This is a genomic window from Streptomyces sp. NPDC000229, assembly GCF_040300825.1.
GTDB lineage: Bacteria > Actinomycetota > Actinomycetes > Streptomycetales > Streptomycetaceae > Streptomyces.
Genome location: NZ_JBEPEL010000009.1, coordinates 1 through 22,480, shown reverse-complemented (window position 1 = coordinate 22,480; position 22,480 = coordinate 1). Strand labels below are relative to the sequence as shown.

Here is a 22,480-nt window from a genome sequence, read left to right as displayed (position 1 = left end):
GCCCCGCCCCGGCCGTCCGCCGGGTGCGGGAGTTGTTTCCTTCTTCGTACGAGAGGTTACGCATGTCCCTGAGCCGTAGACGGACCGTGGCGGCGCTCGCCGCCGCCCTGCCGCTCGTGCCCGCGGGTACCGCCGCGGCACGGTCCCGTGACCGGACGGTGTGGATCGCCGGTGACTCCACCGCCGCCCAGAAGTATGCGGACGCGGCGCCCGAGACCGGGTGGGGCATGGCCCTGCCCTTCTTCCTCACCCCGCACCTGGCCGTGGCCAACCACGCGCTGAACGGCCGCAGTTCGAAGAGCTTCATCGACGAGGGCCGCCTCGACACCGTCCTCGCGGGCATTCGTCCCGGCGACCTCCTGCTCGTCCAGTTCGGGCACAACGACCAGAAGGCCGCCGACCCCGCCCGGTACACCGAGCCGTGGACGACCTACCGCGAGCACCTGCTCCGGTACGTGACGGGGGCGCGGGCGCGCGGGGCGCGGCCCGTGCTGCTCACGTCCGTCGAGCGGCGGAGGTTCGACGCCGAGGGCAACGCGGTGCCCACGCACGGGGAGTACCCGGCCGCGATGCGGGCGCTGGCCGCCGAGGAGGGCGTGACACTCGTCGACGTACAGGCCGCGTCGATCGCCGAGTGGCAGAGGCTCGGGCCCGAACCGTCGAAGGAGTACTTCAACTGGCCCGGCAAGCAGGACAACACCCACTTCCGGCCGCGCGGCGCCATCGAGGTGGCGCGGATGGTCGCGGGCGGCCTGCGGAAGCGCGGTGTGCTGGCCGCCCGCGACGTACGGCGGCTGGAGGAGCCCGTCCCGGCCGGATGGATCACCTGGCCGTGAACCCCACACAAGGAGCCGCAATGTGTACCCGAATCATGGGCGCCTCCCTCGCCGGATGCACCGCACTCGTCCTGACCCTCACCCCCGCCCACGCGGCGGCCGACCTCGGGCGCCAGACCCTCGCCGCGGGCGATGGATGGGCGTCCGAGGGCGCGGGCACCACGGGAGGCGCCGCCGCCGACGCCGCGCACATCCACACCGTCAGAAGCTGGGCCGCGTTCAAGGCCGCCCTCGCGGCCGGCGGCACCGCCCCGAGGATCATCCGGGTGGTGGGCACCCTCGACGCCACCGAAGGCGGCTGCGAGGCGTTCGAGGCGGACGGATACGACTTCCAGCAGTACCTCGCCGACTACGACCCGGCCGTGTGGGGCTACGACACCCCCGTCAGCGGACCGCAGGAGGACCTGCGCGCGGCCTCCGCCAGGAAGCAGGCCGCCTCCATCAAGGCGTACGTCCCCGCCAACACGACCATTGTCGGGGTCGGCAAGGGTGCCGGGATCACGGGGGGGCAGTCTCCAGATCCAGAACGTGGACAACGTCATCGTCCGCAATCTGGCCCTGGAGAGCCCGCTCGACTGCTTCCCGCAGTGGGACCCCACGGACGGCTCGACCGGCGCCTGGAACTCCGAGTACGACGCGATGGTCGTGTACGGCTCCTCGCATGTGTGGATCGACCACAACACCTTCACGGACGGGCGGTACCCCGACAGTTCGCTTCCCCGCCACTACGGCGAGCTCTATCAGCAGCACGACGGCGAGCTGGACATCGTGCGCGGCGCCAACCATGTGACCGCGTCCTGGAATGTGTTCGCCGACCACGACAAGACGTTGATGATCGGCAACAGTGATGGTGCGGCCGCCACGGATGCGGGAAAGCTCAAGGTGACGCTGCACCACAATCTCTTCACCGGTGTCGTCGAGCGTACTCCGCGCGTCCGCTTCGGCCAGGTCGACGTGTACAACAACCACTTCGTGGTGAAGGAGGGGCAGAGTTACGCGTACTCCTTCGGCATAGGCATCGAGTCGCGGCTGTACGCGGAGAAGAACGCCTTCAGCCTCCCCGAAGGGGTCGGCGCCGGAAAGGTCCTGAAGAAGTGGAAGGACGCCCCGCTCACCGCGGTGGGCAACCGCGTCAACGGTCGTACGGTCGATCTCGTCGCCGCGCACAATGCCATGAACCCGGGTAATCCGCTCCGGTCCGGTGCCGGTTGGACACCGGCTCTCCGGACCCGGGTGGACGATCCCCGCGTCCTCCCCGGCCTCCTCGACGCCCGCGCGGGCGCCGGCAAGGTCTGCTGACAGCGTGTGCCGCGCCGGCCTGCCAGTCCCCGCGTCGGCCGGCGCGAGCCGGGGGCCGACCCGGCCGATCCTGTCGGGAAGGTTGACAGCTCCTGTGCCGCCTGGCTTCATGAACAGCGCGCATTGGGAGCGCTCCCACGCCTGTCACGTGCTTCTCGTCCCGACAGAAGGGCACACAGTGGGACTGTCACGCGTACACAGCCGCCTGCGCGCGCTGGCCGCCGCAGTGATCGCCGCCGGGTTGGTGGTGGCCGTCGCCCCGGTGACCGCCGCCCGGCCCACGGTCCCGGAGGCGGCCGCCGTCGCCGCCCCCGGGGACGACTGGCTGCACACCGAGGGCAACAGGATCGTCGACGCGAACGGCGACGAGGTCTGGCTCACGGGCGCCAACTGGTTCGGCTTCAACGCCTCCGAGCGGGTCTTCCACGGCCTCTGGTCCGGCAACATCACCCAGATCACCAAGTCCATGGCGGACCGGGGCATCAACCTGGTCCGCGTACCGATCTCCACCCAGCTGCTGCTGGAGTGGAGGAACGGACAGGCCGCCGTCCCGAACGTCAACACCCACGCCAACCCGGAGATCGCCGGCAAGACGTCCCTGGAGATCTTCGACTTCTGGCTTGCCCTGTGCAAGCAGTACGGCATCAAGGTCATGCTGGACGTGCACAGCGCGGAGGCCGACAACTCCGGCCATGTGTATCCGGTGTGGTGGAAGGGCTCGATCACGCCCGAGCAGTTCTACACCGCGTGGGAGTGGGTGACCGCGCGCTACCGGAACGACGACACCCTCGTCGCCATGGACGTCAAGAACGAGCCGCACGGCAAGGCCAACGAGGCCCCGCGCGCCAAGTGGGACGGCTCGAGGGACCAGGACAACTTCAAGTACGCCTGTGAGGCGGCGGGCAAGCGCATCCTCGCCGTCAACCCGAACCTGCTGGTGCTGTGCGAGGGCATCGAGGTGTACCCCAAGGCGGGCGTGAGCTGGACGTCCACCACCCCGACCGACTACTACTCCACCTGGTGGGGCGGGAATCTGCGCGGCGTCCGCGACCACCCGGTGGATCTGGGGGCCAACAGCGATCAGCTGGTGTATTCCCCGCACGACTACGGACCGTTGGTCCATGCCCAGCCGTGGTTCACCGGAGAGTGGAACCGTACGACCCTCGAACGTGACGTGTGGGACCCCAACTGGCTGTACCTGCACAAGGAGAACAAGTCCCCGCTGCTCATCGGCGAATGGGGCGGCTTCCTCGACGGCGGCCCGAACGAGAAGTGGATGACCGCGCTGCGGGACCTCATCGTCGAGCACCGCATCCACCAGACCTTCTGGTGCATCAACCCCAACTCCGGTGATACCGGCGGCCTGCTGCTCGGCGACTGGAAGTCGTGGGACGAGCAGAAGTACGCCCTGCTCAAGCCCGCCCTGTGGCAGCACGGCGGCAAGTTCGTCAGCCTGGACCACGAGGTGCCGCTCGGCGGCGCCGGGAGCACCACGGGCATCAGCCTGCGCGAGGTGTACGGAGACGGCGGCGGCGATCCCGACCCGGTGGACACCACCCCGCCCACCGCACCGACCGGGCTGACCAGCACGGCGAAGACGTCGACCAGCGTGTCCCTGTCGTGGACGGCGGCGACCGACAACGTACGGGTGACCGGCTACGACGTGTACCGGGGCACGACGAGGGTGAACGCGGCGCCGGTGACCGGCACCGCGTACACCGACACCGGGCTCACTCCCTCCACCGCGTACGGCTACGCGGTACGCGCCCGGGACGCGGCGGGCAACGCGTCGGCGCCGTCCGCGGCGCTGAGCGTCACGACCGACCCGGGCGGCGGCCCGTCGGGCGCGGTGAAGGTCCGGTACAAGAACAACGACGCGTCGGCGACGGACAACGCCATCCGGCCGGGGCTCCAGGTGGTCAACACCGGCTCGCCCGCGCTGGACCTGCGCACGGTGTCCGCGCGGTACTACTTCACCCGGGACGGCGGTTCCCCTGCCGTCAGCGCCTGGTGCGACTACGCGGCCGTGGGCTGCGCCCAGCTGAAGCTCCGGGTCGTGCCCCTGACCACGCCGGTCGCCGGGGCGGACGCCTACCTGGAGGTGACGTTCGCCGCCGGGTCCCTGGCGGCCGGGAGGGACACCGGTGACATCCAGCTCCGGATGAGCAAGTCCGACTGGTCGAACTTCAACGAGGCCGACGACTACAGCCGTACGGCGTCGACCGCGTACGCCGACGCCCCGGCGATCCCGGCGTACACCGGCACCGCTCTGGCCTGGGGCGCGCCGCCCGCCGCCTGAGCCCGGCCGGATCCCCACCCGGGAGCGCGCCCTCCGACGGGAGCGCTCCCGGAACCCCTCCCCGAACAAGGAGCCGCACATGACCACCCCGTACCGCGGAAGCGGGTGGCGAGCGTTCGCCGCCGCCCTGGCCGCGGCCACCGTCACGGCCACGCTGCTCGGTGCGGCCCCTGCCGTGACCGCCAAGGCCCCCGCCCACGTGGACAACCCCTTCGCGGGCGCGTCGTTCTACGTCAACCCCGACTACTCACGCCTCGTCGAGGGATCCATCGCCAGGACCGCCGACCCGCGGGTCCGGGCGAAGATGCGGACGGTCAAGCGCTACCCGACGGCCGTCTGGCTGGACCGTATCGCCGCGATCCACGGAGGCGCCGCCAACGCGGGCCGCAAGAGCCTCGCCGACCACCTCGACCTCGCGCTCGCCCAGAAGAAGCACGGCCGGCCGGTGGTCGCCACCTTCGTGGTGTACGACCTCCCCGGCCGTGACTGCGCCGCCCAGGCCTCCAACGGCGAACTGCCGCTCACCGAGGCCGGCCTCGCCCGCTACCGGACCGAGTACATCGACGCCATCGCCAAGGTCCTCGCCCGCCCCAAGTACCGCGACATCCGCATCACGACCGTGATCGAGCCCGACAGCCTGCCGAACCTCGTCACCAACCTGAGCGACCCGGAGTGCGCCCAGGCGCAGAGCAGCGGCATCCAGGTCGAGGCCATCCGGTACGCGCTCGACACGCTGCACGCCATCCCGAACGTCTACACGTACATGGACTTCGCTCACTCCGGCTGGCTCGGCTGGGACAGCAACCTCGCGCAGACCGCGCAGTTGTACACGGACGTCGCCAAGGGGACGGCCGCGGGCCTGGCGAGCGTGGACGGTCTGGTCACCAACGTCTCCAACTACACCCCGCTCGCCGAGCCGTTCCTCACCGACCCGGACCGCGTGGTGGGCGGCGCCCCGGTCAAGTCGAGCGCCTTCTACGGCTGGAACCCGCAGTTCGACGAGGCGGACTTCACCCGGGCCGTCCACCGCGCGCTGGTCGCCCTGGGCTGGCCCACGAGCACCGGGATGGTCGTCGACACCTCCCGCAACGGCTGGGGCGGCCCCGGCCGGCCCACCGCCGAGAGCACCAGCACCTCCCTCGACACGTACGTCACCGAGTCCAAGGCGGACCGCCGGCCGCTGCGCGGGCTGTGGTGCAACGTGAGCGGCGCCGGCCTGGGCGAGCCGCCGCAGGCGGCACCCGCCGGCCACCCGGACTCGCACCTGGACGCCTTCCTGTGGGTCAAGCCGCCGGGCGAGTCGGACGGGGCGGGCAAGGACATCCCGAACGACGAGGGCAAGCGCCCGGACCCGATGTGCGACGCGGAGGCGACACCCGGCGCGCTGCCGGACGCGCCACTGGCCGGCCACTGGTTCCACGACCAGTTCCGGATGCTCGTCACCAACGCCCACCCGGCGATCCCGCTGAAGTAACCCGACGCCGCCCACCGGCACCGCGATCACTTCGCCGGGCACCCCCTGGGACCGCTCCCTCGCCCCCGGCGCCAGAAACCCGGCAACCGGCCGGCCGTACCCACGGGGGGACGGCCGGCCGGTTGCCGCCGTCGCGGCAGGGGCCGGCTACGCCACCGCGCACGCCGTTCCGTTGAGGGTGAACTGCGCGGGCCTGGCGAACGTCCCCGTGTAGGTGCCCTGGAAGCCGAACGACTGGGTGCCGTTCGCCGGGATCCGGGCGTTGGAGGAGGTGTTCGTGGCCGTCACCGCGCCGGAGGAGGGGGTGAGGGTGGCGTTCCAGGCGTTGGTGACGCGCTGGCCGGAGGGGAGGGTGAAGGCGACGCGCCAGCCGTTGACGGGGGCGGAGCCGGTGTTGGCCACGGTCACGTCGGCGGTGAAGCCGCCCGGCCAGACGTTGGTGGCGTAGGTGACCCGGCAGGCGGCGGGGGTGCCGGGGCCGCCCGGGTCGCCGGGGCCGGTGCCGCCGGGGTTGACGGTGGAGGAGAAGGAGGTCACGCGCAGCCCGGCGCCGTTCTGCCACGGCTCGAAGCCCGCCTGGACGCTGGTGAGGTACCAGGACGGCTGCGCGAGGCCCCGGGCGACGGCCTGGTCGACGAAGTCCATCACGTCGAAGCTCCAGCTGGTGAGGGCGGAGGGCGCCACGAAGGAGATGACGTCGTTGGCGCCGTTGCTGCCGGTCCAGACCTCCCAGGACCGGCCGCCCACCGTGGCCGTACCGATGGGTGAGCCGATGGGCTGGATCGGGCCGACCCGGTTGAACCAGATCATGATCTCGGTGCGGTTCACGCCGTCGGTGCGGGGTGTCGGGTCGAGCCAGATGTCGTACGAGGCGTTGTAGACGGCGTTGCTGACGTACCCGTACGAGATGCTGGACGGCGCGCTGCCGATGGCGTCGACCCGCATCGGCAGGTTGGTGCCGGGGGAGCAGTTCGTGTAGTGGCAGCCGTTGTAGATCGAGGGGTACGACTTGGGCGCCCCGTTCGTCGGGACGGAGCCGTCGGCGCGGGTGAGCTCGAAGCCGGTGGCGGTCGCGTTGACGCACTGCGTGGCGCTGGTGCCCCAGCGGTTGTTCTGGACGACGTAACGGCCCTGGATGGTCGTGGAGCCGAACTGGTCGCAGATCAGTGTGTCGGCCCGCGCGGGGGCGGTCGCCGTCAGGAGTGCGGTCAGTGAACCCAGTGTCAGCAGGGCCGCTGTCGCGGCGGTACGCAGGGAGCGGGCGCGGTGGCGGGTGCGGCGGATGAGGCTGTTCATACGGGTGCGGGTCCCTTCCGGATGAGCGGTATGAGGGGGTCCGATCTGGGAGCGCTCCCATTCCTGCGTCCGTTCAGTGACTGTAGGAGCCCGAGGGGCGGGGGGCAAGAGATCGGACGCGTGCATTGACGTGAGCCCATCACGTCAGCACAGTGGTGGGCGAGGGCGGGAGCGCTCCCAAAACCTGCCGCCCTCACCCCGGTGGCGCGGCGGCGGAGAACGCCGATCTCCTCCGCCGTGCCGCCTTCCATCCCCAGGAGGGAACCCGATGCGCCGACCCACCGCACGTTTGGCCCTGGCCGCCTTCGCCGCGCTCGCGCTCGTCGTCACCGCCATCGCCGTCCAGCTGGGCGTCTCCCGCCCGGCCACCGCCGCCGCCGGGCAGACCACGGCCGTCAACGGCGGCCCCGAGACCTTCACGCAAGCGCTCCCGACCGGCGGGGCCTCGCAGTACACCACCCCGCTGGAACGCTGCCACACCAGCCCCAGCTACCCGCTCTCCGGCCGCAACCCCATCCTCGACGAGCCGCTGACCAGGTCCTTCACCTCCAATGTCCCGCTGTCCGTCAGCGTCCGCGCCGACAGCACCACCGGATACGGGCTGCGCGAGCTGGTCTTCACCAACCGCTCCAGCAAGCCCATCCACCTCGACTGCGGCGTCCTGGTCTTCCTCGCCCCGTCCGGATCCGACCAGCACCACTACGGCGCCTCGCAGCCCTTCGGCCACCCGCAGCAGGACTTCGTCGAGGTGAAGCGCGGCGACGGCACGTCGTACTACATCGCCCGCCTCGGATTCCACGACGTGGCGCTGCCCCAGCGCGGCATCGACCCCGGCCACACCTGGGTCTACAAGCTCGGCGGCCCGGGCCAGGGCGCCGTGAGCCTGGAGACCACCCGTGACTCGATCCGCTTCACCGCGGACCTGACCGTCTCCTCCAACACCGACCTGGTGAAGAAGTACGGCACCACGCGCTACGCCAACTGACGGTCCCGCGGCCATCTCCCACAGGGCCGCGTGGCCGGGTACCTGCCCCCCGGCCACGCGGCCCGCATCCGCCGAAGCCCCGAAGTGCCGAAGCCCGGAAGGCCCCATGCGCCGAATCGCCCGTCTGCCGCTGCTCGCCACGGTGTTCGTCGCCCTCCTCGCCATGGCCTTCGTCAGCCGCGCCCAGGACGGCACCCCCGCGGCCCCGGCCGCCGGCGGAGGCCGGGGTGCCACCGCCGCCCAGGCCGCCCGGTCCGCCGCCCAGAACCACCTCGGCCTCATCTCCGGCGGCGACTGGTCCGGCGCCTGGGACGGCTGGAGCAGCGACGCCAAGCAGCGGGTGCCGCGCGCCACCTACGTACGCGCCGGCCAGGCCTGCCACCCGCTGCTCGCCGTGCCGCTCCAGACGGTCCGCGCCGTCCCCGTGCACGACCGCGCGGTCGACGTCGACTGGCAGGGCGGTGGAGCCTCCGGCACCCTGCGCATGGTGTACGAGGACGGGCGGTGGCGGGTGGCGACGACGCCGGCTCAGCGGTGCGGCGTCACGTCGACGCCCGCTCCACCAGCTCCGTCCGCAGGATGACGTGCCGCCAGGACGCCGCGCCGCCCTCCTGGAGGGCCTCCAGCAGCACCTGGGCCATCGCCCGGCCCATCTCCTCCACCGGCTGGCGCACCGTCGTCAGCCGAGGGTCCGTGTGCTGGGCGATCGGCGAGTCGTCGAACCCCACGACGGCCACGTCCTGCGGCACCCGCCGCCCCGCCGCCCGCAGCACGTGCAGCGCGCCCGCAGCCATCACGTCCGACGCCGCGAAGATCGCGTCCAGTCGCGGGCACCGCGCCAGCAGCTCCGCCGTCGCCCGTCCCCCGCTCTCCTCCGTGAAGTCGCCCTGCGCGGTCAGCGCCGGGTCCACCGCCCCGAACGCCGCACGCATCTCCTCCCGGTAGCCGCGCAGCCGGCACTGCGCCCCGTACATGTCGAGCGGACCCGCGATCGTCGCGATGGCGCGCCGCCCCGTCGCCACCAGGTGCCGCACGGCCGCCCGCGCCCCGCCGACGTTGTCCGAGTCGACGTACGACACCGGCTCGTCGCTGCGCCGCCGCCCGCTGAGCACCGTCGGCACCTCCAGCTCCGCCAGCAGGTCCGGCAGCGGTTCGCTGTCGTGCACCGACACCAGCAGCACCCCGTCCACCCGGCCCGCCCGCGCGTACTGCACGAACCGCTGCCGCTCCTTGTCGCCGCGCACCAGCGTCAGCAGCAGCTGCATCTCGGTGTCGGCGAGGCCCGCGCCGACCCCGTGGACGATGTCGGAGAAGAACGGCTCGGCGAAGAACCGCCGCGCGCTCTCCGGTATCACCAGCGCCACCGCGTCGGCCCGGCTGCCCGCCAGGGCGCGGGCGGCCCGGTTCGGTACGTAGCCGAGCTCGGCGATCGCCTGCTGGACCAGCAGCCGCGTCGCCTCCTTCACCCCCGGCGCGTTGTTGACGACCCGCGACACCGTGCCCCGTCCCACGCCCGCGAGCGCGGCGACCTCCTCCAGCGTGGGCGGGCCCACGCGTCCTCGTCCGACCATCGCGTGACCTCCAAAGCTCCATCGAATCACCGGACACGGCCACGCCCCACCCCTTGATCACATGTGTTACACGGCGTAAACCCGGAACCGCCCACTCCGCGGCCACAATCGGTCCACCCGCCCGCCGACCACCCCACCCCGTCCGACGAGGAGTCCCATGCCGGCAGCACAGGCCGTGGCCCACGCCGTCGACCGCCACTTCCGCATCAGCGAACGTGGATCGAGCTTCGCACGCGAGGTCCGTGGCGGGTTCGCCACCTTCTTCACGATGGCGTACATCCTCGTCCTCAACCCGATCATCCTGGGCGGAGTCGAGGACAAGTTCGGTACGCAGCTGTCGGGGCCCCAGCTCGTCACCGTGACCGCCCTGGTGGCGGCGGTCATGACCGCGGTCATGGGGCTCGGCGGCAACCTCCCGCTCGCCCTCGCCGCCGGACTCGGCCTCAACGCCGTCGTCGCCTTCCAGCTCGCGCCGCTAATGAGCTGGGCGGACGCGATGGGCCTGGTGGTCCTCGAGGGCATCCTCATCTGCGTCCTGGTCGTCACCGGGCTGCGCGAGGCGGTCATGAACGCCATCCCGCAGCAGCTCAAGCAGGCCATCAGCGTCGGCATCGGGCTGTTCATCGCGTTCATCGGCTTCATCGACGCCGGTTTCGTCACCCGCATCCCCGGCGACAGCGGCACCGTCCCCGTCCAGCTGGGCGCCACCGGACAGCTGGCCGGCTGGCCGGTCCTGGTCTTCTGCCTCGGCGTCCTGCTCACCATCGCGCTCATGGCGCGCAGGATGCGCGGCGCGATCCTCATCTCCATCGTCACGATGACGGTCGTCGCGATCGTCATCAACGAACTCGCCGACATCGAGCCACTCGCCTGGGGCCTGACCGTCCCCGCCATCCCCGACGACATCGTCGCCGCCCCGGACTTCGGCCTCGTCGGCTCCTTCAGCCTCTTCGGCGCGTTCGAGCAGGTCGGTGCCGTCACCCTGGTGCTGCTGGTGTTCACCCTCCTGCTGAGTGACTTCTTCGACACCATGGGCACGGTCGTCGGTGTCTCCAGCGAGGCGGGCCTCCTCGACGAGAAGGGCAGGGTCCCGAACATCGGGCGCATCCTGCTCATCGACGGGGTCGCGGCGGTCGCGGGAGGCGCGGCCTCCTCGTCCTCCAACACCTCGTACATCGAATCGGCGGCCGGTGTCGGCGAAGGCGCCCGCACCGGTTTCGCCTCGCTCGTCACCGGCGGCCTGTTCGCCGTGGCGCTCTTCCTGACGCCACTGGCCGCCGTTGTCCCCTCCCAGGCCGCCGCGCCGGCGCTGGTCGCGGTCGGCTTCCTGCTGATGGCCCAGGTGCGCCACATCGACTGGGAGAGGTACGAGATCGCCATCCCCGCGTTCCTGACGGTCGCGGTCATGCCGTTCACGTACTCCATCACCAACGGCATCGGCGCCGGCTTCCTCGCGTACGTCGTCATCAAGACGGTCCTGGGCAAGGCCCGCGAGGTGCATCCGCTGCTGTGGGGCGCGGCGGTGCTGTTCGCGGTGTACTTCGCGATCGACCCGATCGAGCAGCTGGCGGGCGCCGGGGACTAGCGCGTCCGGCGGCGCCGGGTCCGCCCGCGGGGTGGCCTGTGGACGGACCTGCCGCGTCGTCAGCCCTGAGCGCGCCGGCCGGTCCGGCGCTCGTGGCGCAGCGCCGCCCCCGTCACCACCGCACCCAGGCCCTCCCACAGGCCCACGCCGAGGAACCCGGCCGGGGCGCGGCCGGTGACGACCGCGACGGTGAACACCGCGCAGGTGAGGAGGCGGAAGGGGACCGTCCAGCGAAAGAAGGCCTTCCAGTCGGCCAGCGCCGCCAGCAGGTAGTAGGCGCCCATATTGACCGCCGCCATCGACGAGGCGGTCAGGAACAGCAGCGTGTGGTCCTTTTCCGCGCGCCGGCCCTCCGGTATGGGCGCGAAGCCCATGAGGGTCAGCAGTGTGTCCGGGGCGATCAGGCCCACCGCGCCGAGCGCCGTGGCGAGCAGCCCGAAGACCGCCATCGTCCAGCCGGACGGGGAACGGGGAAGCAGGCGGGGAAGCGGTGGCACGGCGGGTCCTCCTACGTACAGGGGTGGGGACCTGCATACCGTGCGGCCGCCGACCGCCCCCCGCCGGAGGTTACTTCAGGGCCGCCGCCATCATCTTCTGTGCCACCGGAGCCGCCAGCCCGTTGCCGCTGACCTCCGCGCGCTCGGCGTTGGAGTCCTCGATCAGCACAGCGACGGCGACCTCCTTGCCGGTCTCGGCGTCCTTGGCGTACGAGGTGAACCAGGCGTACGGCTTCTCGCTGTTGTCCACACCGCGCTGCGCCGTGCCCGTCTTGCCCCCCACCTCCGCGCCGTCGACCCGGGCGTTGGAGCCGGTGCCGTCCTCGACGACCGTGACCATCGCGCTGCGCAGCTGCTCGGCGGTGGAGGACGACACGATCCGCCGCGCCTCCCCGTCCTCGTACGCCTCCAGGGTGTCGCCGTCCGCGTCCACGACCTTGGACACCATGTGCGGCGCCGCCAGCATCCCGTCGTTGGCAATGGCGGCCGACACCATCGCCATCTGCAGCGGCGTGGCCGTCACATCGAACTGTCCGATGCCCGACAGCGCCGTCTGCGCCTTGTCCATCCCGGAGGGGTAGACGCTCGGGTAGGCGCGTACCGGCACGTCCTGCTCGTCATTGTTGAAGCCGAACTTCTCCGCCATCGCCCGGACCTTGTCCTGGCCGAGGTCGACGGCCATCTTCCCGAAGACGTTGTTGCAGGAGTACTGGAGCGCGACGCGGATCGAGGCGTTCTCGCAGGGTGCGGCGGGGTTCTCGTTCTCCAGGTCCTTGACGGTGCCCGGCATCCGGTACGGGTTCTCGCTGCGGGTCGGCTCGTCGACCGACGCGTACAGGCCGTCCTCCAGCGCCGCCGCCGCGACGACCAGCTTGAACGTCGAGCCCGGTGCCACCGGTTGCCGGATCGCCCGGTTCACCAGCGGCTTGTCCTCGTCGCCGGTCAGCTTCTTCCAGGCGTCGCCGTCCGTCATCCCGGCGATCGTCGACGGGTCGTACGACGGGGTGCTGACCATGCCCAGGATGCGCCCCGTCCTCGGGTCGATCGCGACGGCCGCGCCCTTCACGTCGCCCAGCGCCTCGAATCCGGCCTTCTGCACCGCCGGGTCGATGGTCGTGAGCACATCGCCCGGCTCGGTCCGCTCGCCGGTGAGCGCGCCGAGCGGGTTCTTCAGCCGGGGGTCCGTCCCGTCCAGCACCTTGGAGTAGATGCCCTCCAGCTGGTTCGACCCGTACGCCTGCGAGCTGTAGCCGGTCACGGCCGCGTACAACTCGCCGTCCTCGTACGTGCGCTTGTAGCGCAGGTCCCCGCCCTTCGTCTCCTTCGAGCCCGTGACCGGCGAACCGGCCACGACGATGTCCCCGAGCGGATGGGCGTACTGCTCCATGACGTTCCGCCGGTTGTGCTTGTCGTCCGCGAGCGCCCTGGCTTCGTACGCCTGCACCCAGGTCGCCCGGAGCAGCAGGGCGAACACCAGCAGCAGGGAGAAGCCGGCGGCTCTTCTGATCGTCTTGTTCATTCCGCACAGAAAGGACGAACGGGAGGAACGGGCGGGTTCCGGGGCACCCGCTTTCTCAGGAAACGTTCATCCGCGGGGGCCGGCCGGGGTGATGAAGCCCGCCTCGTACGCCGCGATCACCGCCTGCGTACGGTCCCGCGCCCCCGTCTTGGCCAGCACTGCCGCCACATGCGTCTTCACCGTCGCCGGGCCGACCCCCATCCGCCGGGCGATCTCCGCATTGGTCAGCCCCGTCGTCATCAGCCGCAGCACCTCCGCCTCCCGCTCGGTCAGCCGCGCCACCCAGGGCGCGGCGGCCGCCGGGCGCAGGCGCGCGTACTCGGCCGCCAGGCCCCGCAGCGCCGCCGGGTACAGCAGCGAGTCGCTGCGCGCGACCAGCCGTACCGCGGCCACCAGGTCCTCCGCCGCCGCCCGCTTCAGCAGGAACCCGGCCGCCCCGGCGCGCAGCGCGTCGTACACATAGCTGTCGTTCTCGAACGTCGTCACCACCACGATCCGGGGCGCGGGCCCGGGCGCCGAGGCGAGGATCCGCTCGGTGGCGCGGATCCCGTCGATCTCCGGCATCCGGACGTCCATCAGGACCACGTCCGGGCGCACCTCGCGCACCACGGACACCGCCTCGGCGCCGGTCGATGCCTCGCCGACCACCTCCAGGTCCGGCTCGGCGTCCAGGATGACCCTCAGGGCGGTACGCACCATCCGCTCGTCGTCCGCCAGGACGATCCGGATCATCGGGCGGCCTCCCTCAGCGGCAGGCGCACGGCCAGCCGCCACACCCCGTCCACCGGACGGGCCTCGGCGGTGCCGCCCAGCAGCCGCGCCCGTTCGCCGATGCCCCGCAGTCCCCGGCCGCCGCCGGGGCGGGCCACCGGGGGCCGGGCGGGCAGGGGGTTCTCCATGATGATCTCCAACTCGTCCTCGTACCGCCCGATGGTCACCGTCACCGGCTCGCCGCCCGCGTGCCGGGCCGCGTTGGTCAGGCCCTCCTGGACGATCCGGTACGCCTCGCGGGACACCGCCTCCGGTACGCCGGCCACGTCACCGCCCCGCACGTTCAGCGACACGTGCCGCCCGGTCGCGGACAGCAGCGCGTCCAGCGCCTCCAGGCCCGGCAGGCCCGGCAGCTCCCCGTCGTCCTCGCCCTGCCGCAGCAGGCCCAGCACGGCGTCCAGTTCGCCGACCGTGCGGCGTGTCGTCTCCTCGATGGCCGCCAGCGCCTCCCGTACGAACTCCGGGTCGCTGTCGAGCACCTTGCGCGCCGCGCCCGCCTGGAGCGTGACGGCGCTCAGCGCGTGTCCCACCGAGTCGTGCAGCTCCCGGGCGAGGCGGTTGCGTACGGCCAGTTCGGCGGCGCGCCGCTCCGCCGCCGCCAGCCGGTCCGCGGGCGTCGGCCCCAGCAGCAGCGGCGCCTGCCGGGCCAGCAGCGCCCCGGCCCCGGCGGCCGCCGCCGCGAGGGCGACCAGCATCGCGAGCCCCGCGGGCACCCCGCCGTACACCAGCCACCGCTGGTCCAGCGACCAGAACTGGGCGGCCGCCGACGTGCGCAGCCCGGCCGAGAAGGGCAGCGCCATCACCGCCACCGCGAACGGCGGCAGCGCCAGCGACGCCCCGCTGACCAGCCCGCCGAGCCCCACGTGCAGCGTGAACCACCCGGCGGTGCGCGCCCTCGCCGCCCGCGACCGGGCCGGGCCGTCCGCGAACCGCTCCGCCGGAACCCCGCACAGCGTCCGCGCCACCGCCACCGACATGGGCCGGGCCAGCGGGAACAGCGCCGATACGGCGGCGAGCGGCAGGGCGACACCGTACGCGCCGAACTGCGTCGCCAGGGAACCGGAGAACATCCCGGCCTCGTTCGTGAAGGGCGCGACGACCAGCGTGCCGAGCAGCCAGTACGGCATCAGCAGCGCGCCGCCCAGGATCAGATGGACCCACCGCAGCCGTGCGCGCCGCCCCAGCAGTGCCGTGACCGACGCCCTCACGCCGAACGCCCCGCCCGCCTCCGCAGGAACACGGCCACGCAGCCGGCCAGCAGAATCCCCGTGATCATTTCGCCAGCGTAGGCCAGCTCCATGACGGCCGTGGGCTCGTCGGCGGGATCGCTCTGCGGCACCAGGGCGGCGAGCAGCAGCCAGCCGCCCCAGCAGCCCACCCCGCCCGACCCGATCCAGGCGAGCGCCAGCGGGGCCTTGACGGGCAGGGAACGCCCCAGGCGGAACACCAGCATCAGCACACCCGCCACCGCGGCGGCGACGAAGAGCAGGCGTACGGCCTCCAGGACGTGGAAGTCGCTGCCGCGTTCGGTGATCAGTCCCGCCGACAGGCCACGGGTCGAGCCGGCGAGCCACAGCGCGTGCAGCGCCGACGGCACCAGCAGCAGCACCGAGGCCGCCACGGCGGTCACCCTGACGACGGGCGGGAGCAGCGCGGGGGACAGGTCGCGCACCCTGCCCCGCCACACCCGGCTCCAGCGGTCCCGGGCGTACAGGGCGAACAGCGTCCCGAGGCTGAGGCCCTGGACGATGAAACCGCTGTAGACGACGGTGAAGACCCACTCGTCGAGGAACGGTTCGGAGGGCGCCGAGTGCCCGGCCGCCATCTGGGCCGGGTACCCCACCATGATCGGCGCCAGCAGGCCGGTCGCCGCCCACATGGGGAGCGCCAGCAGCCACGCCTTGACGGCCATCCCCCAGCGCTGGGTGAAGAGCAGGGCGAGGACGACGACGGCCGCGTCCATCAGCACGGTCATCAGATTGAGCGCGGCCATCAGGCCCGGGTCGTTCAGCAACGCGCTGCCCTCGGGGATGCCGACGCGGCTGCCGGACACCCAGGCGATCTTGAGCGAGACGTAGGGGACGCAGGAGGCGATGGCGAGGGCGCGCAGTATCCGGCGCGTTGGGCCCGGCCGGGTCATGGCGGTGAGGGCGGGAGAGGTCGTCGTCATGCCCCCCACGCTCCCGCCCGCGGCCGTCCCCGCGCCTCCTGCCTGACGGTGAACCGTCTCCGCCGCGCGGGGGAGGGCCGGGTCAGCCGTCGAGGCGGAGGACCACCTCGTCGGTCTCCTCGCCGCGGGCGTGCGCGAGGCCCCGGTCGTGGCCGACGACGGTGAAGCCGCACTTCTCCAGGACCCGGATCGAGCCCTTGTTGTCGGCGGCGGCGCGGGCGTGCAGCGGGCGCACCGGCACGACGTCGAGCAGGGCACGCAGGGCGGCGGTGGCGATGCCGCGCCCCCAGTGCGTGCGGCCGATGACGTACGTCACCTCCCGCTCCTCCGGCGGCCCGTACACCGCCGTGTGGCCGACGACCTCCCCGTCGGCGAGCACGGTGCGGACGACGGCGTCGGAGGCGAGGACCCGGGCCCAGTGCGCGTCGAAGTACGCCCGGTCCGTGGGGTCTTCGCAGGTGAAGGCGGCGACCCGGCTGGACTCCGGGTCGCTCATGTGCGAGAAGAACACCGGCAGGTCGCTCTCGCGCACCTCGCGGAGGACGACGTCCATCAGAGCCTCCGGGTGGCGAGCGTCAGCCGGTCGCGGGCGTCGAACAGGGCGTCCTTGATCATCTGTTCGTGCGCCGGGGTGAGCCGGGCGACCGGCACCGAGCAGCTGATGGCGTCCCGCGCCGGGGTGCGGTACGGGATCGCGATGCCGAAGCAGCGCAGGCCGAGCGTGTTCTCCTCGCGGTCCACGGCGAACCCCTGCTCGCGGACGGTGCGGAGTTCCTCGATGAGCTTCTCGCGGTCGGTGATGGTGTGCTCGGTGAGCGCCGGCAGGGTCTCCGGGAGCATCTTGCGGACCTGCTCGTCGCTGTACGTGGCCAGCAGCGCCTTGCCGAGCGAGGTGGAGTGGGCGGGCAGCCGGCGTCCGACGCGGGTGAACGGCCGCAAGTAGTGCTGCGACTGGCGGGTGGCGAGGTAGACGACGTTGGTGCCGTCCAGCCGGGCCAGGTGGATGGTCTCGGTGGTGTCGTCGGAGAGCCGGTCCAGGGTCGGGCGGGCGGCGGCGACGACCTCGTCACCGTCGATGTACGAGGTGCCCACCAGCAGGGCGCGCACACCGATGCCGTACCGCGTGCCCGTGGCGTCCGTTTCCACCCAGCCGAGCTCCACCAGGGTGCGCAGCAGCATGTAGAGGCTGGACTTGGGGTAGCCGACGGCTTCCTGGACGGCGGCCAGGGAGTGCATGCCGGGGCTACCGGCGAAGAACTCGAGCAGTTCCACCGTGCGGACGGCGGACTTGACCTGCGCTCCGCCGGATTCGGTAGCTGACATTCGACCTCGCCCCTCTTGTGACACGCCGCGCCCGTTAATAGAGTCCCATTCATCATCAGGAACGCTGTTCAGAATACCGAACAACCATGGTGGGCTGGAAGGACGTAGTGGTGTCAGCAGCACAAGTCTGGAGTGTCGACCCCCGAACCGGGAAGCGGCGGGAACAGGTTGCCGTCGAAGCCACGGCCGAGGACGTCGACCGCGCCGTCCGCGCCGCGCACGCCGCCCGGGACGCCCTCGCCGACCGCACGGTGCGCGCCGCGTTCCTGCGGACCGCCGCCGAACTGCTCGACGGGGCGAAGGACCGGCTGGTGGCGGCGGCCGACGCCGAGACCGCACTCGGCCCGGCGCGCCTCACCGGAGAACTGGCCCGCACCTGCTTCCAGTTGCGCGCCTTCGCCGACATCGTCGACGAGGGCGACTTCCTCGGCGTGATCATCGACCACCCCGACGACACCGCCACCCCGCCCATCCCGGACCTGCGCCGCTACAAGGTGCCGCTCGGTGTCGTCGCCGTCTACTCGGCCTCCAACTTCCCCTTCGCCTTCTCCGTGCCCGGCGGCGACACCGCCAGCGCGCTCGCCGCCGGCTGCCCCGTCGTCGTCAAGGCCCACCCCGACCACCCGGCCACCTCCGAGCTGACCGCCGCCGTCCTCGGCCAGGCCGCCGCGCAAACCGGCATCCCGCAGGCCGTCGTCGGCCTCGTCCACGGCTTCGACGCGGGCGTCGCGCTCGTCACGCACCCGCTGATCGCCGCCGCCGGATTCACCGGCTCGGTACGCGGCGGGCGGGCGCTCTTCGACGCGGCGGCCGCCCGGCCGGTACCGATCCCCTTCCACGGCGAACTCGGCTCCCTCAACCCGGTCGTGGTCACCGAGGCGGCCGCCGCCGAGCGTGCCGAGCAGATCGGGACCGGACTCGCCGGGTCGATGACCCTCGGGACCGGTCAGTTCTGCGTCAAGCCCGGCCTGGTGCTGGCGCCCACCGGCGCGGGTGGCGACGAACTGGTCGCCGCCCTGGCCGGCGCGGTCAAGGGCGTGGGCGAGGGCGTGCTCCTCGACCACCGCATGCGGGACAACTTCGTCGCGGGCGTCGCCGAACGCGCCGCGCTCCCGGGCGTCGAGGCCCCCGTCACCCCCGGCGCGGGTGACGAGCACACCGTCAGCCCCGGCTTCCTGACCGTGCCGGCCGCCGAACTGGCCACCGAGGGCGCGCACGACCTGCTGCTGGAGGAGTGCTTCGGCCCGGTCACCGTCGTCGCCCGGTACGACAGCGACGACGAGGTCACCGCCGTCCTGTCCCGCCTGCCCGGCAACCTCACGGCCACCGTGCACCTCTCGGCCGAGGAGTCCTCCGGTGAGGGCCGCGGCGCCGAGATCCTCGCCGAACTCACCCCGCTCGCCGGCCGCGTCCTCGTCAACGGTTGGCCCACCGGCGTCGCCGTCGCCCCCGCCCAGCACCACGGCGGCCCCTACCCGGCCACCACCTCCACCTCCACCTCCGTCGGCGGCACCGCCGTCGAGCGCTGGCTGCGACCCGTCACCTACCAGTCGACCCCCGAGGCACTGCTCCCGCCGGAACTGCGCGACGACAACCCGCTCGGCCTGCCACGCCGCGTCGACGGGCGGATGGAGCCCCGGTCCGGCACCTGACGGCCCCCGTCCCGGCCCGTGGGCCCGCCCGGCGGCCGCTCCGCAGGTCGCACGGGCCGGGCCGGGCCGATGAGCCGGCCGGGCTCGGCGGCCGCTCGGCGGCGCCGGCCTCGGCACGGTCCGGGGGCGAGCAGACCGCCCGCCGCATGCTGGAGGAGGCGGGCTTCACCGGTGTCCAGGTCCGGTCGGTCGAGGGAGACCCGCTGAACGTCTACTACGCCGCGACGACCACCCCCGCTCAGTGACGGCACGTCACCTGGCGATGCAGCTCCGCTCGCCGTCGTCGGTGCGGGCGCCGGCCGCGACCGTCCCGGGGGTCCGGGTGCCGTCGAGCGCGAGGGGGGAGGGGGAGGGTCGGCACGCCGGTCCGTCCGAAGGACACGCCTCAGTGCCCGCCGCGCGGCTCCACACAGCCGCCCTCCATGTAGGGCCCGTGCGCCTCCACCCGGGCGGGCGGGCCGAGGTAGCCGGTGACGCACGGTCCGGCGCCGGGGACGAACAGGCTGAAGCCGAGGAGCGGGCCGTTGCGGTAGACCTGGGTGCCGTCCGCCGGATACCCGAGCTTCTCCAGCGCGGCCCGGAGACCGTTCTCGTCGCGCACGCCCGCCAGGGACTCGGCGATCCGGCCGGCGTGGGCGCGCCCCCGGCACTCGGCGTCCGGCTTCATCGGCATTTGCTGCTTGAACCCGTGGTTCTCGGCGTACTTGGCCCGCTCGGGGTCGTACGGCTCCTGGGCGGCCGAGGTGCTGGGGGAGGGGCTGGGCCGGGCGTCGGCGCACCGGTCTCCCACGCCCGGGAACATCCGGTCGTGCTCGGTGAGGGCGGCCTTCCGCTGCTCCGCGTGGTCCGGGGACGGGGAGCCGGAGGCCCCCGGTGACCGCGACGACACCCGTTCGGTGCCGCAGCCGGTCACCAGCAACAGCCCGGCGAGGGCGGCGGGCAGTACGAGACGTCTCACCGGAGCACTCCTTTTCCGGTACGGCACGGCGGGCCGTGCGAGTTTCGCGTACCGGAGCGGGGATCGTCGTGAGTATCTGTACTCAGAAGAAGGCGAGGCCCCAACGATGGGAAAGATCGTCCTGTTCATGTCCGTCTCCCTGGACGGCTTCATGGAGGGGCCGAACCGTGAGCTCGACTGGCACCTGGTCGACGACGAGCTGCACGGCCACTTCAACGAGGAGCTGGCGGCGGTGGGCGCCTTCATGAGCGGGCGCGTCACCCACGAGCTGATGGCGGATTTCTGGCCGACCGCCGATGCCGACCCCTCCACCCCCGCCACGATGGCGGAGTTCGCCGGCATCTGGCGGGAGAAGCCCAAGTACGTGTTCTCCAGCACCCTCCAGGAGGCGGGCTGGAACACGACCGTCGTCCGGGACGTCGACCCCGAGGAGGTGACGGCGCTGGCGAAGCAGTACCCGGGCGATCTGGCACTCGGCGGGGCCGACCTCGCCGCCGCGTTCCGGCGGCACGACCTGATCGACGCGTACCGCATCTACGTCCACCCCGTCCTCATCGGCCGGGGCAAGCGGCTGTTCCCCGACGCGGACACCAGGTCCGACCTGCGGCTCGTCGAGACCCGGACGTTCGGCAACGGAGTGGTGCTCCTCCGGTACGAGAGGGAATGAGCGGTGCCCGTGGCGCGTTGGCGGGCGGAGCGGAGGATGCCTCCGTACCGCCCTGCCCTCGCCTCACGACCTGGAGAGAAAGACACATGCGCGTCGAGATCTGGAGCGACATCGCCTGCGCGTGGCCGACAGGCACGAACAGGGGTCGGCAACTCCCAGGTGCCTCGCGGTGCGCGTAGCAAGTCGCCTTAGAGCGGCCAGGAGTGGGCCGGATCGTCCAGCCAGACGGCTTGCCCTTCCGCTGTGACTGTGAGCCCGAACCGGTCATGCCCTGGCTTACCGTTCTGCTCCCACCACCGGTAGGCGGCTTCGGCTTCGTCCCACAGTCGGCGCGGACCGGCTTGCCACACTCTCGCCGTGTCCCCATCGCGGAACATCACACAGGCCCATGACCGATCGGTCAGCGAGTAGAGCCACATCGGCCGTGCTCCGTCGCGCTTGTCGGCAACGGTGTGCACGCAGTCCCGTACGCGCAGACCCAACGCGAACGACTGGGGGCTGAACCGTCCGCTTCCCAGGAAATCCCCCTCCACGAGGTTGGTTTCCGTCTCGTCACCATCGGCCACGCTGCCTGTGACGTATTCGCGGTGCACCACCGGCCCCAGACGTTGGGCGCGCAGCTTCATGAACTCCACCGGGCCCGAGAACAGACCCAACGCGCTCTCTCCGTCATCGGAGACGACCAGCCGGACCACAGCGTCACCGTTGCCGAAATGGGTGCCCCACGGAGCCACGATCACTCCGCCCGGTCGGCACTGCTGTACCCACGTGAACGGGATCGCTCGTAGACCGCATGTCGCAATAATCCGGTCGTACGGTGCCCGGTCGGCGTAGCCCTTGAAGCCGTCCCCGTGAACAACCTCGACAGGCAGCCCGAACCGCTCAAGGGCTCCGCGCGCCGTCGTCGCAACCGCTTCGTCCACTTCGATGGTGACGACGTTCTCTGTCCTCAACCGGTGTGCCAGCAAGGCAGCGTTCCAGCCGGTGCCCGAGCCGATTTCCAACACCTGGTTACCGGGCTGCACCGCCAGCGCTTGCAGCATGCGGAAAACGACGCTGGGCATAGAGGCGGAGGAGGTAGCGACTCGGCCCGCAGCCTTACCGCTGTGCTCGCCGTCGTCCCACTGAGTGACGATCGGGACATCCGCGTCTGCATATCCGTACCAAGCCTCTGGCTCCTCCGCCCTGGACACGCCGACGCTGCGCCCGGTGGCCATGTCGAACGGCCAGATGAGATCCGGCAGGAACGCGGAGCGGGGAACGGCTGCGAAGCTCGGCACCCAATCCGAGGAAAGGGCATCAGCGGAAATGAGGACGCGCCCCAGCTCTGTACGGCCGGGGCGGTCCTGGTGTGCTCCGGTGGCCACTGTCAGCCCTGGGGCGGGTTGGGAACGCCGGGGCCACCATCGGGAGTCGGCGGCTCGTGGGGACCGGGGTAGGGCTCACCAGGCAGCTTGTCGCCGCCACCGTTTGCCAGGATCGCTTCCATTTCTCTCCTTCGCTGTGCCGACACAGAGACCCTCCCCATGTCGCCGTGCCTGACCCGTACCGGCTGCGACTTCCCCGCCGATAAGAGGG

19 protein-coding genes and 1 pseudogene are annotated in these 22,480 nt (G+C 72.0%); 9 read left to right on the top strand and 11 right to left on the bottom strand.

Translation table 11 applies throughout. The annotated features are described in order from the left end of the window. Nucleotides 1-62 precede the first annotated feature (62 nt). The 4 genes and pseudogenes from ABT360_RS07620 (at nucleotide 63) to ABT360_RS07605 (ending at nucleotide 5,908) form a co-directional block, all read left to right on the top strand. A complete protein-coding gene (locus ABT360_RS07620; RefSeq protein ID WP_351812252.1) occupies nucleotides 63-836 on the top strand; it encodes a rhamnogalacturonan acetylesterase in 774 nt (257 codons plus the stop codon). Nucleotides 837-856: 20 nt separating this feature from the next. Next, nucleotides 857-2,135, top strand: a pseudogene (locus ABT360_RS07615) (pectate lyase family protein). 178 nt (nucleotides 2,136-2,313) lie between these two features. Next, the gene (locus tag ABT360_RS07610) at nucleotides 2,314-4,434 is read left to right on the top strand and encodes a cellulase family glycosylhydrolase (RefSeq protein ID WP_351812249.1); all 2,121 of its coding nucleotides are present in this window, start codon (nucleotides 2,314-2,316) and stop codon (nucleotides 4,432-4,434) included. A gap of 79 nt (nucleotides 4,435-4,513) precedes the next feature. Beyond that, nucleotides 4,514-5,908 (top strand): glycoside hydrolase family 6 protein, encoded by a 1,395-nt coding sequence (locus ABT360_RS07605; protein WP_351812246.1) that lies wholly within the window; start codon nucleotides 4,514-4,516, stop codon nucleotides 5,906-5,908. A gap of 147 nt (nucleotides 5,909-6,055) precedes the next feature. On the opposite strand, the gene ABT360_RS07600 is transcribed toward ABT360_RS07605, so the two are convergent. Further along, complete coding sequence (locus ABT360_RS07600) at nucleotides 6,056-7,204, bottom strand: GH12 family glycosyl hydrolase domain-containing protein (RefSeq protein ID WP_351812244.1); 1,149 nt, start codon at nucleotides 7,202-7,204, stop codon at nucleotides 6,056-6,058. Nucleotides 7,205-7,472: 268 nt separating this feature from the next. Between ABT360_RS07600 and ABT360_RS07595 the strand changes: the two genes are divergently transcribed. Both ABT360_RS07595 and ABT360_RS07590 read left to right on the top strand, forming a co-directional pair. Continuing rightward, the gene (locus ABT360_RS07595; protein ID WP_351812242.1) at nucleotides 7,473-8,189 is read left to right on the top strand and encodes a hypothetical protein; all 717 of its coding nucleotides are present in this window, start codon (nucleotides 7,473-7,475) and stop codon (nucleotides 8,187-8,189) included. A gap of 106 nt (nucleotides 8,190-8,295) precedes the next feature. Further along, complete coding sequence (locus ABT360_RS07590; protein ID WP_351812239.1) at nucleotides 8,296-8,772, top strand: hypothetical protein; 477 nt, start codon at nucleotides 8,296-8,298, stop codon at nucleotides 8,770-8,772. On the opposite strand, the gene ABT360_RS07585 is transcribed toward ABT360_RS07590, so the two are convergent. Continuing rightward, complete coding sequence (locus tag ABT360_RS07585; protein WP_351812236.1) at nucleotides 8,732-9,760, bottom strand: LacI family DNA-binding transcriptional regulator; 1,029 nt, start codon at nucleotides 9,758-9,760, stop codon at nucleotides 8,732-8,734. The genes ABT360_RS07590 and ABT360_RS07585 overlap by 41 nt on opposite strands. Nucleotides 9,761-9,917: 157 nt before the next feature. Between ABT360_RS07585 and ABT360_RS07580 the strand changes: the two genes are divergently transcribed. Beyond that, nucleotides 9,918-11,345 carry an NCS2 family permease gene (locus tag ABT360_RS07580; RefSeq protein ID WP_351812234.1) on the top strand — a complete coding sequence of 476 codons (1,428 nt, stop codon included), beginning with the start codon at nucleotides 9,918-9,920 and terminating at the stop codon, nucleotides 11,343-11,345. A 59-nt stretch (nucleotides 11,346-11,404) separates the two neighbouring features. Here the strand turns inward: ABT360_RS07580 and ABT360_RS07575 are convergent, their stop codons facing one another. The 7 genes from ABT360_RS07575 to ABT360_RS07545 form a co-directional block, all read right to left on the bottom strand. Then, nucleotides 11,405-11,794: a hypothetical protein gene (locus ABT360_RS07575; protein ID WP_351812519.1), complete on the bottom strand. Its 390-nt coding sequence runs from the start codon at nucleotides 11,792-11,794 to the stop codon at nucleotides 11,405-11,407. Nucleotides 11,795-11,912: 118 nt separating this feature from the next. Continuing rightward, nucleotides 11,913-13,361: a peptidoglycan D,D-transpeptidase FtsI family protein gene (locus ABT360_RS07570; RefSeq protein ID WP_351812231.1), complete on the bottom strand. Its 1,449-nt coding sequence runs from the start codon at nucleotides 13,359-13,361 to the stop codon at nucleotides 11,913-11,915. A 66-nt stretch (nucleotides 13,362-13,427) separates the two neighbouring features. Continuing rightward, on the bottom strand, nucleotides 13,428-14,093 hold the full coding sequence (locus ABT360_RS07565; protein WP_351812228.1) for a response regulator transcription factor: 666 nt from the start codon (nucleotides 14,091-14,093) through the stop codon (nucleotides 13,428-13,430). Beyond that, nucleotides 14,090-15,340 carry a sensor histidine kinase gene (locus ABT360_RS07560; protein WP_351812225.1) on the bottom strand — a complete coding sequence of 417 codons (1,251 nt, stop codon included), beginning with the start codon at nucleotides 15,338-15,340 and terminating at the stop codon, nucleotides 14,090-14,092. The genes ABT360_RS07565 and ABT360_RS07560 overlap by 4 nt, the downstream gene beginning before the upstream one ends. Continuing rightward, a complete protein-coding gene (locus ABT360_RS07555) occupies nucleotides 15,337-16,302 on the bottom strand; it encodes a hypothetical protein (protein ID WP_351812222.1) in 966 nt (321 codons plus the stop codon). The genes ABT360_RS07560 and ABT360_RS07555 overlap by 4 nt, the downstream gene beginning before the upstream one ends. Before the next feature lie 82 nt (nucleotides 16,303-16,384). Beyond that, on the bottom strand, nucleotides 16,385-16,855 hold the full coding sequence (locus ABT360_RS07550; RefSeq protein ID WP_351812219.1) for a GNAT family N-acetyltransferase: 471 nt from the start codon (nucleotides 16,853-16,855) through the stop codon (nucleotides 16,385-16,387). Continuing rightward, nucleotides 16,855-17,625 (bottom strand): IclR family transcriptional regulator, encoded by a 771-nt coding sequence (locus ABT360_RS07545; protein ID WP_351812216.1) that lies wholly within the window; start codon nucleotides 17,623-17,625, stop codon nucleotides 16,855-16,857. Before ABT360_RS07545 ends, ABT360_RS07550 begins: the two co-directional genes overlap by 1 nt. A gap of 110 nt (nucleotides 17,626-17,735) precedes the next feature. Here ABT360_RS07545 and ABT360_RS07540 point away from each other — a divergent pair, with 110 nt between their 5' ends. After that, nucleotides 17,736-19,277, top strand: a complete 1,542-nt coding sequence (locus ABT360_RS07540; RefSeq protein ID WP_351812213.1) for an aldehyde dehydrogenase (NADP(+)) — start codon at nucleotides 17,736-17,738, stop codon at nucleotides 19,275-19,277. A 385-nt stretch (nucleotides 19,278-19,662) separates the two neighbouring features. On the opposite strand, the gene ABT360_RS07535 is transcribed toward ABT360_RS07540, so the two are convergent. Beyond that, nucleotides 19,663-20,235 carry a hypothetical protein gene (locus tag ABT360_RS07535; RefSeq protein ID WP_351812210.1) on the bottom strand — a complete coding sequence of 191 codons (573 nt, stop codon included), beginning with the start codon at nucleotides 20,233-20,235 and terminating at the stop codon, nucleotides 19,663-19,665. Nucleotides 20,236-20,341: 106 nt separating this feature from the next. Here ABT360_RS07535 and ABT360_RS07530 point away from each other — a divergent pair, with 106 nt between their 5' ends. After that, the gene (locus ABT360_RS07530) at nucleotides 20,342-20,902 is read left to right on the top strand and encodes a dihydrofolate reductase family protein (protein ID WP_351812207.1); all 561 of its coding nucleotides are present in this window, start codon (nucleotides 20,342-20,344) and stop codon (nucleotides 20,900-20,902) included. 188 nt (nucleotides 20,903-21,090) lie between these two features. Here ABT360_RS07530 and ABT360_RS07525 read toward each other — a convergent pair whose 3' ends face one another. Continuing rightward, nucleotides 21,091-22,269 carry a methyltransferase domain-containing protein gene (locus tag ABT360_RS07525; RefSeq protein WP_351812204.1) on the bottom strand — a complete coding sequence of 393 codons (1,179 nt, stop codon included), beginning with the start codon at nucleotides 22,267-22,269 and terminating at the stop codon, nucleotides 21,091-21,093. Nucleotides 22,270-22,480 lie beyond the last annotated feature (211 nt).